Raw genomic sequence first — 12,521 nt, 5'->3', positions numbered from 1 at the left:
AAGATGAGTAATGCAACTCCAGGCGCGGACGAGCAGTTCTGCAGCAGCTGCGGCGAAGTGATCAAAAAGGAAGCGGAGATCTGCACCGAGTGCGGCGTTCGCCAGTCGAGTGCGGGGGCCTCGGGCTCGGGCTCGAAGGACAAAACCAGTGCAGCGCTGCTAGCCATCTTCCTCGGCGGGCTCGGTGCACACCACTTCTACCTCGGCAACACCGGCCGGGGGATCATCTACCTCGTCTTCTCGTGGACGTTCATCCCGCTCCTCGTCGGCCTCATCGAGGGGATCATCTACCTCACGAAGTCCGAGGACGAGTTCCAGCGCCAGTACGCCTGAAGACGACGTTCGTAGCCAGTTTTCGATGTACGCTGACCCACCAAGCCCCGGGACCGCCGACCGCCCAGCACAGCCATGACCAAACAGAAGGGAGCCGACGAGGTGTTCTGTCGCTCCTGTGGCGAGGCGATCAAGGAGGCGTCGGAACTGTGCCCCAACTGCGGGGTCCGAAACGACAACTACCGCTCCGCCGGCGGACGACGCTCCGGTGCCTCGGCCGGCGCCCACGACCCCGCGCAGTACGAGACCACTGTCGCCGACACGTGGTGGTACGGCGTCGCCGCGGGAACGGGCGTCTGGGTGCTGCTCGTGCTCGCATCGGCGCTGAACGGCGACCTGGGTGCCGCGGGCGGACTGCTCGTCCTGGTCGGCTGGGTGGGCCTCCCGCTGTCGGTGTTCTTCGACAGCAAGTACGTCCGTGCAAACTCCGAGTGGGACCCCCAGACCGTCGTCTGGGTGATCCTGACCGCGCTGTGGTTCGTCAACATCGTCGCCGGCGCGGCCTACCTCTATCGGCGCCACCAGGTGCTCGGCGAGCCCTGACTGCGACCGGACCGAACCCGCTAACGCCGCTGTTCCGTTCGAACGCAGTCGTTCGCTATCACGAGCGAGCGAGATAGCAACTGGTATCTACACGGTCACCGGAGTTCGCCCATGTCTGCTGGCGATCCGTACGTCACTAACCGGATTAACGGGACCACCGAGGAGTTCTTCGATATCTCCGATCGCTACGATCCCGACGAGATCGAGGAACTGTTCGCCGTCTCCGAGGTCGAGTTCGTGGTCGGCGGCGCCGGCGCGGCGATCCCGTACGAGGCGCACGACGGGATGCGAACGTCGTTCAAGAAGGACGTGGTGACGCACCGATACTCCGAAGACGCGATATGCGTGATCACCGAGTCCCGCATCGACGTCGTCTCCGAGGAGGGGTACTCGTGGGCGGTTCCGTTCGAGTCGATCGACGCCGTCGGCCACAACGGCGTCTGGAACACCACGACGTACGGGATCATTCGGACGAAGACCGAGGATCGGTTCCGGTACAGCCTGTCTCTCGTCATCGGTGGGACGGTGGTCGAGATCAACTCGACCGAGTACGAGTTGGAACCGAACAGGCCGGATATCGAGGCTGTTGCCGGATCAATCACCGCGTTCATCTCGACGTAGCGGGCACGCCGAGAGACCGTCGCGCGAACACGGTCGGCGCCGGAGGCGGTGAGCGATCTCCTGAACGGTGGAGGTGGCCGTCGGGACGACGGAGCCCCTATCTTGAAGCGTGACGCCGACACACCGATCGCACATGACCGACGACTGCATCTTCTGTTCGATCGTCGCGGGCGATATCCCGGCCCGCGTGATCGCCGAGACCGACGGCGCGATCGCGTTCCTCGACGCGAACCCGCTGGCCCGTGGGCACACCCTCGTCATCCCGAAGGCCCACCATCAGCGCGTCGCGGACCTGAGCGCCGAGGAATCGCGCGCCGTCTTCGACCTCGTGCACGACCTCGCTCCCGCGATCGAGGACGCGGTCGACGCCGACGCGCACACGATCGGCGTCAACGACGGCCCGGACGCCGGCCAGGAGGTCCCCCACGCGCACGTCCACGTCATCCCGCGGTTCGAGGGCGACGGCGGCGGGCCGATCCACGTCGCAGCCGGCGAGCGCCCGGACCTCGGCGACGACGAGTTGGACGAGATCGCCGCCGCGATCGCGGAGTAAACGGGGCCCGCGGCGACCGGGCCGTCACGCTTGTTCCGAGCTCACTTTTTACGCAACTATTTATCGGATGCGGGCACAGGCGCCGTATGGCCAGCATCCGATCGCTCTCGTTCGTCGGTGCCGTCGGCGGCGCCGGCACGACCCGAACGACCGTGGAGTGTGCCGCCGCGCTCGCCCGCGGCGGCCGCGACGTCGCCGTCCTCGACGCCGCCTACGCCACGCAGGGGCTCAGCGAGTTCGTTTCGGGCCGCGTCGATCCAGACCTGACATCGATGTGTCTCGATCCCGAGCGCGCCCTCGCCGACGGGCTGTACGACCTCGACGTGGCCGTCGACGGGCGAGTCGCGCTCGCACCGGCGCACGCGCCGTTCGAACGCCTCGCCCGCGCGACCGACGAGCGGGCGGCACAGGTGCTCGCAGACCGCGTTGCGGAGGCAGTCAGCCGGTTCGACCACGTCGTCGTGGACGTTCCGCCGGTCGCCGCGAACCCGGCGATCGCCGCGATCCACGCCGTCGACCGCGTCGCCATCGTCGCGCCCGACACCGAACACGGCGCCGACGGTCGGCGGCGACAGCGGGACGTGCTCCGGGACATCGACGCGCCCGACAGCGATCCCGCGAGCGTTGCGGTCGCCGTCCCCGGATCTGACGAACGGAGCGGGAAGGACGGGAGTGATGCAGACAGCGCTGACGGCGCTGACGCGATGATCCCTCGGGGACCGGAGGAGTTCACTGCCGCACCGGCGTGTCTCGGGTCGGGCGCGGTCGCCGCCGGCGTCGTCGCCGCGACCGAGCGCCTGTTCGGAACGGATCTCGGAATCGAGTTCGCGGACCGCGGCGTGGTCGGTCGCATCAACGCCGGTGTCGACCGCGTCCGCCGTAGGGAGTGACCGGGGGCCAGCGAACGGGGGCGCTGATCGCCGAGGAACTACCGTCCGTCGAGAACGCGCGCGCAGCGCTGACAACCGACCCCTCGCCGCGGGAGTCAGCGCAGGTCCGAAACCGAGCTCATCGTCTCGCCGAGCGCGTCCCGTTTCTCCACGCTTGCGTTGCCGCCGTCGGCCAACGCGCCGCGCGCGACGTCGGCCAGTTCCGGGATCGACTCGTGTGACTCGACGTAGCTCGCGAGTGCGAACGCCGCCTCGTCGCCGCCGGTCAACTGGAGCGCGTCCGCGCGCGAAACGTCGCCCGACAGCCAGTCGCGGACTACGCGGCGCGCGGTCGGCGCGAGCGGAGAGACCCCTGTACGCCGCAGCGGTGGAGCACCTTCGCGGCCGTCATCGCGGCGACGCCGGCCGCTCGCGCGCTCGAACCCACGCTGCGGCCGCGAGCGTGTTCGGTGAGAACGACCGCGGCCGCCTCCGGCGTACACGCCAGCGCGTCGGCGTGCGGAGCGAGCCGAGCCGCGAGATCGCCCCCGGTGTCGTCCACCGAGGCGACGCCGCGCGCCTCCTGGCGAGCGGTCACTTCGATGCCGGCCGCGATGTCGGAGAGCGCCATACCGCCCCTCGGCCGGCATTCGATATAAATTCGTGCGTTCGAATCGCTACGACAACGAGGTTCAGCCTGTAACGTACCGGTTATCGGTACGTTCGAGCGCGGTCGAGCAGGCCGAACACGGCGGATCCCCCCACACCTAAGTATGGGTTCGGGACCGACGTTCGAGTATGGCAACGAGTACGACGGCGTGTCCGGAATGCGACGGTCGAGTGCGTGCGGACGGCGACGAGGCAGTCTGCCGCGAGTGCGGACTCGTCGTCTCGGAGGACCGCATCGACCGCGGACCCGAGTGGCGAAGCTTCGCCGACGACGACCACGACCCCAGACGAACGGGGGCGCCGCTGACGCGGTCGCGTCACGACCGCGGGCTCTCCACCGAGATCGGACACACCCGCGTGAAGGGTCGCAAGCGTCGGCAGTGGGCGCGGATGCGCAGACAGCACACCCGAGCGCGAATCGCCTCGAAGCGGGACCGCAACAAGGTGTACGGCTTCACGGAGATCCGTCGGATCGTCTCGTCGGCCGGGCTGCCCGACTCACTGCGCGACCAGGCGTGTTCGCTGTTCGAGTCAGCGCAGGACGCCGACCTGCTCCGCGGGCGTTCGCTGGAGGGATTCGCCGCGGCGGCGGTGTACGTCGCCTGTCGCGTCGCCGGCGTCTCTCGGAGCCGTGGAGAACTCGTCGCCGACGCGAAGGCCGACGCCGACGAACTCCGTGCGGCCTTCGATGCGATGAACCGCGAGCTCGGACTCCCTGTCGGGCCGATCGACCCGATCGAGTACCTCCCGCGATTCGCCACGGAGCTCGGGCTCGGTGCCGCAGTCGAACGCGCCGCCCGCGAGTACCTGAGCGCCGCCCGCGCGGACGGGCTCACGAACGGCCGTAACCCCTGCGGCGTCGCCGCGGCGTGTCTGTACGCCGCCGCGCGCGACGCCGGCGCCGACTGCACGCAGGCGGCTGCGGCCGAGGTCGCCGACGTCACACCCGTCACGCTCCGCTCGTCGTACGTCGAGCTTCGGGAGGAGTAGATCAACGGCATCGCGGTCTGGCTCGTCGCGGGGTCCGTAGTCGGACCACCGACGCCCTCACTCAGGATCGACCGGGAGCAGCGGGTTCCTCCTACGCGACCCCACAGCGCCGGACGGCCTCGGCGAGTTCGTCGACCGCCCGCGCCGCGGCGGAATCAGGGGCCGTCGCCCCCACCGGTGTCTCGACCGCGATCGATCGTTCCAGCCGCGGGTCGGCCGGCACCGCCGTCGCCGGGGCGCCGAGTTCGCGTCCGACGGCCCGCGTCGGTGGCTCCTCGACGGCTCGGTTGAGCGCGACGGCCGCGAGCCCGCAATCGAGTTCGCGGGCCAACTCCCGGGCGGCCATCGCGTCCGCCAGCGCCCACCGCGTCGGCGACGCGACGAGGAGACAGCCGTCGGCGACGGCCAGAGGCGCGCCCGCGTCGACGCGAAGCCCGGCGGGCGAATCGACGACGACGTGTTCGTACGCCTTGACGGTCACCGCCTCGCGGAGCTGACGGACGTCCGCCAGCCGCGCGCCCGCGAGCGTTCGACCGCACGGAAGCACGTCCACCGGTCCTGGCCGGACGGCTTCCGCGGGCGTCGCCCGGTCGGCGAGGACGTCGTGGAGATCGGGACCACGTTCACAACCCCCCGGCAGGTCGGCCATCGCCAGGTCTGCGTCGACGACGAGCGCGTCCAGCGCGCCCGCGACGTTGTACGCCAGCGTCGACTTCCCGACGCCGCCCTTCCCGCCGGCGACGGCGACGATCACGCGAGTCGCTCCAGCGTGTCCGTCGGCACGTCGACGGCGTCCGCCCGCTCGGCCAGCGACTCGGCTCGCTCCGCGATCCGGGCCAGCGATCGAGCGTCGTCTGCGACGAGCCCCGCCAATCCAGCGGGACCGACACCGGCCTCGAGCACCGCCGTCGCATCCGCCACCGGTCCGGTCGCGAGCGTTTCCGCCCGTGAGACCCGCGCGTCGGCCTCGTCGAGAACGCGTGTCACCGCGGGCGGAAGCGCAGCCGAGGCGGGAGGTGGCCCGGCGACCGTCGACTCGCCGACCTCCTCCCTCGAGGTGGCCGCGGCTCCGCCGGTGGAGGCGGCCGCGTCCGGCGTCGGATTCGGGGGAGCCTCTCCGTTCCGATCCGGCGGAGCTGGCGGAGCCGGCAGATCAGTCACCGGGGTGACCGCGTCCGGCGGCGGCCTGTGGTCCGCCAAATCGGCGAGCGCGTCCGCCAGCGAGTCCGTCTGGGCCGACGACGGGTCCGACACGTCGGCGAGTTCGACCGGGGCTTCAGTGTCAAGGGTGTGCGCGTCGCGGTGGGCGGCTCCGTCTGTCTCGTCGTCGGCTTCGTCCGAGTCGTTTTCAGCCCCGCCGTCCACTCGGCACGCGTATCCGAGCGCGAGTTCACCGTGCGCGTCGACGACGCCTGCGTAGCCGTCGACGGACCACCCGGGTTCGGGCGTGCCGTGCCGTCTCGGCGGGAGCACCGGCCCAGAGAGGAGATTCGCGACGGTGACGCGGCGGGCGACAGGCTCCGAGTTCCGCACGCGGACGGCGACGAGCGCGACGCCGTCGGCGGTCGTGACCGTGGAGTCGAGCGAGACCGGCATACGGTCGGTGGTCCCGTCATCGGCGATAAACGTCCGCCTGTCCCCTGTCGCCGTTTCCCTCTGCCGGCGGCGGTCAGTCGGACCCGACGAATACGACCGGCGAACCGAGCCACTCGCGCGCCACCTCGCGACCGGGGAAACAGTCAGCGGCGACGACCACCGGGTCACTCCGTCGGGCGATGCGAACCGCGGCCGCGTGCGCGACGACCGCATCGCCCTCGAACTCGCCCGGACCGTCGCCGATCCCACCGGAGACGGGGTCGCCAGCATGGCCGGCAACGTCCGATCGGAACGCCGAGATAGCGTCCGAGAACGCCGGATACACCGCCCGAGCGAGGTCGCGGCGCGCCTCTCGACGGCGGTTGGCGAGCGCGTCACGCAGACGCAGGCGGCGCTCGCGAGCGTCGCGGACCGATCGCGAGCGCTCCGTGGCGCGGGCGAGCGCCTGTTCGGCCGCGACGCGCTCGGTCTCCGCCTCGGTCAGCGCCCGCGTCGCCGCCGCGAAGTCGTCCCGCAGCGATTCGACGGTCGCTGCGTCCCCATCGGGATCGGCGGAATCCGCGGGGTCGCCGGATCGACCGAGATCGGCAGAGGTGGGTCCGGTTCCCTCCCGCGCCTGCGTGAGCCGCCCGCGGAGCGTCGCCGCCCGTTCGCGCAGGCGCTCCACGTCGCTGTCGGCCGCCGCCGCACGACGCCGCGCGGACGCCAGTGCCTCGCTCGCGTCCCCTGCGGCGTCGAGGGTCGCAGAGACGGCGTCGAGTTCGGACCGGAGGCGCTCGCGGTCGTCGTCCGCGCGGTGATCGCGACCGCGTCCGCGAGCCGCGGCTGCGAGCGCGTGCCACAATGACGGGGGCCGGTTCGTCAGCGTCGCCAGCGGGTCCTCCGGGTCGAGTCCGAGCGCGGCACAGACCCGCGCTACGTCGCCCTCGGCGGCGGCGCGTCGGATGACCTCCGACGTCGGCGGGTCAAGACGGTCGACGAGCTCCCGCGTCACAGTTCGGCGTCGCGCATCGTCGCCGGGTCGGGATGGTCGGCGCCGACGGCGAACTTGGCGTACGGCGTGCTCGGCGCGTCGCGGCCCTCGTAGGCGACGGCGGCCTCGCGGACCGCCGGCCGCACGGCGGCGAACTCGTTGAACGGCTCCGTGCGCTCGACCTGGACGTCCGTGCCGTGTTTCGCTCGGAGCCGACACGCGAGGAACGCACCCAGCTCCGTCTCCGCGAACAGCGCCGCCCGGCCGAAGCGCCGGACGACGGTGTCGCCGTGGCTGCGACAGACGTTTCGGAGCGTCGTCCGCGCCCCGCGAGAGTACGTCACGACAAGTAGCATACGCTCACAGGTTCGAAATGCAATATAAACCTACGGAGCCGCGTATCGAAGTCGAGACCGCCGCGGCTTACAGTGGTTCGACGGTCACGTCGTCGGGAGCGACCTCGTCGTCGACGGCCGCGAGCGCGGCGACCTGTTCGCGGGCCTCAGTGGGCGCGTCGGCGACGACGACGCGCCCCTCACCGGGGCCGGCGACGACGCGGTACGCGCGGCGGTCGTCGCGTTCGAACTCCGTCGCGTAGGTGCGCAGCACCGTGGCGACGCGCTGTTCGGTGTCGGCGAGGTCGGCCTCGCCGTCCTCGAACGCGCGGATGGCGTCCTCGACGTTCCGGAGGGCGGAGATGCGGTCCATCGGCGGTCACGTGGTCCGCACGTACCCCTGCTGGGGTTCGTAGATCTCTCCTCTGGTTCTGAGCTTCTCCAGTTCCTGTTCGGCCTTGCCCGCGTCCATCCCGACCTCGTCGGCCCGCTCGAGGATCGTGTCGACGGGCGCGCCCGGTTCGTCCTCGTACTCCTCGGCGAGGGTGCCGATCAGCTCTTTGATGTTCTTGATCCGGTCGCGCTGGCTCTTCGAGGTCCCGGTTTCGACCACGTCGGCGTCGAACTGCCCGGTCTCGGGGTCGACGCCGATGTCCTGCAGGCACGAGCGCACGATCTCGATCGCGCGCTCGGCGTCGGACTCCTCGACGGTGTCCGAGAGGCGAACGCGCGCGCTCGCCTCCGACAGGCGCACGAGCGCCTCCAGCTTCCGCGCGGTCACGGGCACGGGCGCGTCCTCGTCGGCGCCCTTCGATCGGAGGTCGACGTAGAACTCACGGATTTGCCCTTTGGCCTCGTCGGTCATCGTCGGGTAGCAGTTGCGCTTGGCGTAGGCGATGTACTTGCGCAGGAGGTCGGCCTCGATCGCGGGTGCGACGTCCTCGGTCGCGTCGTCGATCTCCGCCTGCGTGAACTCCGAGCTGGCGACCTCGGTGCGCTGGGTGTTCAATTCGCCCGCGTAGTTCGTCGTCAGGATGTGGTCCGCCAGCCGGGAGTCGTGCTCCGGGTCGGGGCTGTCGGTGACGGTGAAGATGAGGTCGAACCGCGAGATGAGCGCGGGTTCGAGGTCGATCTGCTCGCCGATCGGCTCGTACTGGTCGAAGCGCCCGTACTTCGGGTTCGCCGCGCCCAGTAGCGAACAGCGCGCCTTCAGCGTCGCGTTGATGCCGGCCTTCGAGACGCTGATCTTCTGCTGTTCGAGCCCCTCGTGCATCGCCGAGCGGTCGGAGCTGTCCATTTTATCCAGCTCGTCGACGGCCGCGATCCCCTTGTCTGCCAACACCAGTGCGCCCGCCTCCAGCGTCCACTGCTGGCCGTCGCCGAAGTCGTCGCGTACCGCCGCTGCGGTCAACCCCGCCGCCGAACTGCCTTTCCCCGACGTGTAGACCGAGCGCGGCGCGATTTGTTGGATGTACGACAGCAGCTGCGATTTCCCGGTTCCGGGGTCCCCTATCAGCAGCATGTGGAGGTCGCCGCGGATACGCGATCCATCGGGGAGGTGCTTGGTGACGCCGGAGAACAGTTGGAGGATCATCGAGAGCTTCTCTTGGTCGTAGCCGTAGATGGCGGGCGCGACCGAGGCGATCATCTGCTCGTAGAGGTCCGGCTCCTCGGAGAGTTTGATGATCTCCTGTTTGTCCGCGTCGGTGATGTCCATGTCCTCGAACTCCTCGTCCTCGATGACGACGGAGACCCCCTCCATGTAGGGGTCGAACACGGTCGTCTTCTCTTGTCCGCTCGTCACCTGCTCCATCTCCAGACGGCCGACGACGGTGACGTGGTCGCCCGGCGTCACCTGCCCGCAGACGTCGTCCTCGAGGTTCACGTCGATGCTCTGGGGCGTCTCTCCGCCGCGCAGTCCCTCGGGCGATTCCTGCACCCGGAGCTGCTGGGAGTCGATGAACTTCGACTCGTTGTTGTTGACGCGGAAGGGGCCCTGTCGCTCGCAGCCCTGGCACTCGTGAGGCTCCTGGAAGCCGGAGTCGTTCTGCGGGATGTACGTCATCGTCCCGCAGCGCTGGCACTCGAAGGCCGCCTCGACGATCTTCGGGCGCACGTCCGTCGCCTTCCGGACGATCCCCATCACCGCGACCATCGAGCCGATGTGGTCGTCGCTGACGCGGACGCCGCGGATGTCGATGGTGTTCTCGCGCGGGAGATTTCGCAGACGGACGTGCGCCTGTCCCAGCGAGATGTCGACGGGGAGGTCGTACGTGCGCAGCGCCTCCTCGGCGACCTCCTGCATCTCGCCGGGGCGGTTGAGGTACCGCTCGGCGAGGTCGGCGTCGTACGTGTACAGGTCGTCGTACTCGACGTACAGCGACCGCTTCTCCTTCGGGTAGTTCTGGGCGAGGCGCGCGATCTCGTCGGCGTAGTATGTCCGGTAGAAACTGAGGAACGCGTCGACGTCCTGCCCCTCGGAGACCTGACTCATTGCACAGAGGTAGCTCCCTCATCGGGTAAGAACTGTCGCCTCTCGGTGGAAGTGATCGCCCCTGGCCCGAGGGCTGGTGAAGTTGCCGTCGGGCCAGCGCTCGTCGAACTCGGAGTGTTCAGCCCGGTTGCCGTCTCGGTTCCACCGGTCAGGAGCCACACTCCGGAGTGAGATCCCCGTGTCTGACCCACTCGGCGGACGAGTTGAAGCGTGTATCGAGTCCCGGCGAACGCGACGAGTACGAGGCCGATCGGATCCGCTCCTGCGAGTGAACAGCGGGATCTGGTCGGATTCGTCTCTCGCGCGCCATGCCGTGTTCGACTGTGGTCCGTATCCGGTCTCGTTTCGAGGCGAGATGGCCTCCGCCGGCACGGCGCCCGCAACCTACCGACGCCGTGCCTTCGGGGTGTCGACTACGAGGAGGACGTCCCCGACGAGTACGAGGGGGATCCGTTGCGGCGGCGGCCGCGCGTCGGGGGATCGGTCTCACTTCCACGGGTTCGCCACGAGGTCGGCCTGTATCTCCGCACCCACCTCGATCCGGCAGTCGGAGCGCGGTTCGGCCACACACAGCAGGACGTAGCCGTCCTGTCGATGGCGGGGCTTCAACCCCCGTGGGCGTTTGACGTGGACGAGGTCACCCTCGAGCAGGCGCCCGGTGCAGGTCGCGCAGGCGCCGTACAGGCAGCCGTAGGGGACGCCGAGCCCCGCACGCTCGGTCGCGTCGATGACCGTCTCGGCCTCCTCAACCTCGACGGTCGCCTCTCGGCCGTCTCGCCACTCCAGAGAGACCGCATGCGGCATCGGCGGCTACTGCCAGACGTCGCTGGTACAGTCGCCGCCGGGCCAGCGGATCTCGTGGGCGCGGGCCGGGCCGCCGGGCGCGTCGCCGAAGTCGACGACGAACTCCTCGTCGAGTTCCATGCGTCCCTCCTCGGGATGCACGTCCGCCTTCAGCATCAGCGACCCCTCCTCGCCCATCTCGGGGTAGAACTGGTTGTCCCAGGTGGAGAACAGCGACGTGGTCCAGTAGAGACGGCGCCCGTCGCGGGAGAGCTGGAGCATCTGCGGGGCGCCACGGATGTCGTAGTCGCCGACCGTCTGTCGGTCGCCGAAGTTGCCGCCGGCCCACACCTGGTCCACCAGCCGGGGGCTCCCCGTGTCGCTGACGTCGTACATCCGCACGTCGCCGTGGAGCCAGTTCGAGAAGAACAGATACTGGTCGTCCAGCGAGACGAGCAGGTCCGTCACGAGGCCCGGGACCGGCATGTCCCAGTCGGGATGTTCGCGGTCCTCGATGTCGATGACTTTCTCCCAGTCCCAGGTCCCATCGTCTGCCTCCCAGAAACGGAGGATGTTCGAGGAGAGCGCGGCGCCGACGTACCCCTCCGTCTCCTCGGGGTTGTGGGGCATCCGCACCTCCAGCGGGATCAGCCCCTCCTCGTCGAACGAGAGGGTCTGTCGGTGTTCCCTCGTCTCCCAGTCCCAGATGTGGATGCTGTCACCGTACTTGCCAGCCTCCACGTCCTCCAGGTCGAAGCCCGGGTAGTACGTCTCCGGGGCGGCCCACTCGCTGGAGATCATCACCCCGTGGCGGGGCTGATACCAGTAGTCGTAGTTCATCTCCATCGGACCGCTGTCGACCTCCCAGTGGCCGTCGATGGAGAAGTCGTCTTGGTCGAGTTGGAGGAAGCCGCCGGGGAGTTCGCCGTCGGCGTTGCCGAGCATGCTGATGACGATCTTTCCCTCGGGGACGCAGTGGACCGTGTGCGGCGCCGAGAGGTCGTGCTCGAACACCTCCTCGGGTTCGATCACCCGCTCGATCTCCGGGGTCCGGGGGTCGGCAGCGTCGATGATGTGGATCCGAGAGGAGCGTTGCCCCGGGACGATCAGGTGGTCCCGGGTGAGCCCCTCGGCGTGACACGAGGACGAACAGGTGTTCCAGCCGAAGTGGTGGAGTTCGTCGCCCTTGTTCGGCATCTCGACGGTGTCGATCAGTTCCGCGTAGGTGTCGGAGTCGGGGTCGACGTCCACGACACCGACGAAGTCGGGGCCGTCAACGTCCATCCCGACTCGAAGCGACATGACGAAGGCGGTCTTCTCGCGGTCCGATTCGGTACGCATCGCCGCCGGGGTCGGATACCCCGGCCCCGCTACTTCGCGGTGCTCGTGACCGTGTGCGTCGGCGGAGTGATCGGGGTCGTCAGTACTCATGGCTGTACTGACAGGTTCGAGGCAATCATGAATAATAGTGTAGGATGATTGGGGCCAACCCACTCCGCGGTAGGGTTCCGTCGCGTTCACCGGCGTCGATCGGTAGCGTGTCGAGATCACGCGCTATCAACCACCGTCGGATCGGCCGAGTTTCGTTGCTTGACGTGCGCTTCCCGCCGCCAGTGATATCCGACCGCACGGGCAGGTGTACGACACACACCGGTGGCTCGGGATACTAAAGGCGCGAAAACGGATGGGACCGCCCGGATTTGAACCGGGGTCACGGGCACCCAAGGCCCGAAGTATACCAGGCTAACCCACGGTCCCTCAC

14 protein-coding genes, 1 tRNA gene and 1 pseudogene are annotated in these 12,521 nt (G+C 69.1%); 6 read left to right on the top strand and 10 right to left on the bottom strand.

The window, feature by feature from the left end; all coding sequences use genetic code 11:
* Window positions 1-3 precede the first annotated feature (3 nt).
* The 5 genes from P0Y41_RS10050 (at window position 4) to P0Y41_RS10030 (ending at window position 2,940) form a co-directional block, all read left to right on the top strand.
* Entirely contained in the window at window positions 4-333 is a 330-nt protein-coding gene (locus P0Y41_RS10050) for a TM2 domain-containing protein (RefSeq protein WP_284061211.1), read from the top strand.
* Window positions 334-408: 75 nt separating this feature from the next.
* Entirely contained in the window at window positions 409-876 is a 468-nt protein-coding gene (locus tag P0Y41_RS10045; RefSeq protein ID WP_284061210.1) for a zinc ribbon domain-containing protein, read from the top strand.
* Window positions 877-987: 111 nt separating this feature from the next.
* Window positions 988-1,497, top strand: a complete 510-nt coding sequence (locus P0Y41_RS10040; RefSeq protein ID WP_284061209.1) for a hypothetical protein — start codon at window positions 988-990, stop codon at window positions 1,495-1,497.
* A 133-nt stretch (window positions 1,498-1,630) separates the two neighbouring features.
* Window positions 1,631-2,050, top strand: coding sequence for an HIT family protein (locus P0Y41_RS10035; RefSeq protein WP_284061208.1), 420 nt, complete (start codon window positions 1,631-1,633; stop codon window positions 2,048-2,050).
* An 86-nt stretch (window positions 2,051-2,136) separates the two neighbouring features.
* The gene (locus P0Y41_RS10030) at window positions 2,137-2,940 is read left to right on the top strand and encodes a P-loop NTPase family protein (RefSeq protein WP_284061207.1); all 804 of its coding nucleotides are present in this window, start codon (window positions 2,137-2,139) and stop codon (window positions 2,938-2,940) included.
* A gap of 95 nt (window positions 2,941-3,035) precedes the next feature.
* Here the strand turns inward: P0Y41_RS10030 and P0Y41_RS10025 are convergent.
* A pseudogene (locus P0Y41_RS10025) lies at window positions 3,036-3,550 on the bottom strand (DUF7858 family protein).
* Window positions 3,551-3,717: 167 nt separating this feature from the next.
* On the opposite strand from P0Y41_RS10025, the gene P0Y41_RS10020 reads away from it, so the two are divergent.
* Window positions 3,718-4,578 (top strand): transcription initiation factor IIB, encoded by an 861-nt coding sequence (locus P0Y41_RS10020; protein WP_284061206.1) that lies wholly within the window; start codon window positions 3,718-3,720, stop codon window positions 4,576-4,578.
* A gap of 91 nt (window positions 4,579-4,669) precedes the next feature.
* Here P0Y41_RS10020 and P0Y41_RS10015 read toward each other — a convergent pair whose 3' ends face one another.
* The 9 genes from P0Y41_RS10015 to P0Y41_RS09975 all read right to left on the bottom strand — a co-directional run bounded on the left by P0Y41_RS10015 (window position 4,670) and on the right by P0Y41_RS09975 (window position 12,517).
* A complete protein-coding gene (locus tag P0Y41_RS10015; protein ID WP_284061205.1) occupies window positions 4,670-5,332 on the bottom strand; it encodes a MinD/ParA family ATP-binding protein in 663 nt (220 codons plus the stop codon).
* Window positions 5,329-6,174, bottom strand: a complete 846-nt coding sequence (locus P0Y41_RS10010) for a DUF7857 domain-containing protein (RefSeq protein ID WP_284061204.1) — start codon at window positions 6,172-6,174, stop codon at window positions 5,329-5,331. Before P0Y41_RS10010 ends, P0Y41_RS10015 begins: the two co-directional genes overlap by 4 nt.
* Before the next feature lie 73 nt (window positions 6,175-6,247).
* Entirely contained in the window at window positions 6,248-7,168 is a 921-nt protein-coding gene (locus tag P0Y41_RS10005; protein ID WP_284061203.1) for a DUF7856 family protein, read from the bottom strand.
* Window positions 7,165-7,503 (bottom strand): DUF7855 family protein, encoded by a 339-nt coding sequence (locus tag P0Y41_RS10000; protein WP_284061202.1) that lies wholly within the window; start codon window positions 7,501-7,503, stop codon window positions 7,165-7,167. Before P0Y41_RS10000 ends, P0Y41_RS10005 begins: the two co-directional genes overlap by 4 nt.
* 67 nt (window positions 7,504-7,570) lie before the next feature.
* Window positions 7,571-7,855 (bottom strand): DUF7854 family protein, encoded by a 285-nt coding sequence (locus P0Y41_RS09995; RefSeq protein WP_284061201.1) that lies wholly within the window; start codon window positions 7,853-7,855, stop codon window positions 7,571-7,573.
* A gap of 6 nt (window positions 7,856-7,861) precedes the next feature.
* A complete protein-coding gene (locus tag P0Y41_RS09990) occupies window positions 7,862-9,976 on the bottom strand; it encodes a minichromosome maintenance protein MCM (RefSeq protein WP_284061200.1) in 2,115 nt (704 codons plus the stop codon).
* Between the two features lie 486 nt (window positions 9,977-10,462).
* Window positions 10,463-10,780, bottom strand: a complete 318-nt coding sequence (locus tag P0Y41_RS09985) for a 2Fe-2S iron-sulfur cluster-binding protein (RefSeq protein WP_284061199.1) — start codon at window positions 10,778-10,780, stop codon at window positions 10,463-10,465.
* A gap of 6 nt (window positions 10,781-10,786) precedes the next feature.
* The gene (locus P0Y41_RS09980) at window positions 10,787-12,190 is read right to left on the bottom strand and encodes a selenium-binding protein SBP56-related protein (protein WP_284061198.1); all 1,404 of its coding nucleotides are present in this window, start codon (window positions 12,188-12,190) and stop codon (window positions 10,787-10,789) included.
* A 254-nt stretch (window positions 12,191-12,444) separates the two neighbouring features.
* Window positions 12,445-12,517: transfer RNA gene (locus P0Y41_RS09975), tRNA-Pro, on the bottom strand.
* Window positions 12,518-12,521 lie beyond the last annotated feature (4 nt).

This window comes from Halobaculum halobium (genome assembly GCF_030127145.1).
Taxonomy (GTDB): Archaea; Halobacteriota; Halobacteria; order Halobacteriales; family Haloferacaceae; genus Halobaculum; species Halobaculum halobium.
The sequence above is the reverse complement of the archived record's forward strand: the minus strand, read 5'-3'. Positions and strand labels throughout refer to the sequence as shown.

Bases quoted from the DNA above. Each gene is read 5' to 3' on its own strand.
- P0Y41_RS10050 (WP_284061211.1), top strand. From the start codon at position 4: ATGAGTAATGCAACTCCAGGCGCGGACGAGCAGTTCTGCAGCAGCTGC.
- P0Y41_RS10045 (WP_284061210.1), top strand. From the start codon at position 409: ATGACCAAACAGAAGGGAGCCGACGAGGTGTTCTGTCGCTCCTGTGGC.
- P0Y41_RS10040 (WP_284061209.1), top strand. From the start codon at position 988: ATGTCTGCTGGCGATCCGTACGTCACTAACCGGATTAACGGGACCACC.
- P0Y41_RS10035 (WP_284061208.1), top strand. From the start codon at position 1,631: ATGACCGACGACTGCATCTTCTGTTCGATCGTCGCGGGCGATATCCCG.
- P0Y41_RS10030 (WP_284061207.1), top strand. From the start codon at position 2,137: ATGGCCAGCATCCGATCGCTCTCGTTCGTCGGTGCCGTCGGCGGCGCC.
- P0Y41_RS10020 (WP_284061206.1), top strand. From the start codon at position 3,718: ATGGCAACGAGTACGACGGCGTGTCCGGAATGCGACGGTCGAGTGCGT.
- P0Y41_RS10010 (WP_284061204.1), bottom strand. From the start codon at position 6,174: ATGCCGGTCTCGCTCGACTCCACGGTCACGACCGCCGACGGCGTCGCG.
- P0Y41_RS10000 (WP_284061202.1), bottom strand. From the start codon at position 7,503: ATGCTACTTGTCGTGACGTACTCTCGCGGGGCGCGGACGACGCTCCGA.
- P0Y41_RS09995 (WP_284061201.1), bottom strand. From the start codon at position 7,855: ATGGACCGCATCTCCGCCCTCCGGAACGTCGAGGACGCCATCCGCGCG.
- P0Y41_RS09990 (WP_284061200.1), bottom strand. From the start codon at position 9,976: ATGAGTCAGGTCTCCGAGGGGCAGGACGTCGACGCGTTCCTCAGTTTC.
- P0Y41_RS09985 (WP_284061199.1), bottom strand. From the start codon at position 10,780: ATGCCGCATGCGGTCTCTCTGGAGTGGCGAGACGGCCGAGAGGCGACC.
- P0Y41_RS09980 (WP_284061198.1), bottom strand. From the start codon at position 12,190: ATGAGTACTGACGACCCCGATCACTCCGCCGACGCACACGGTCACGAG.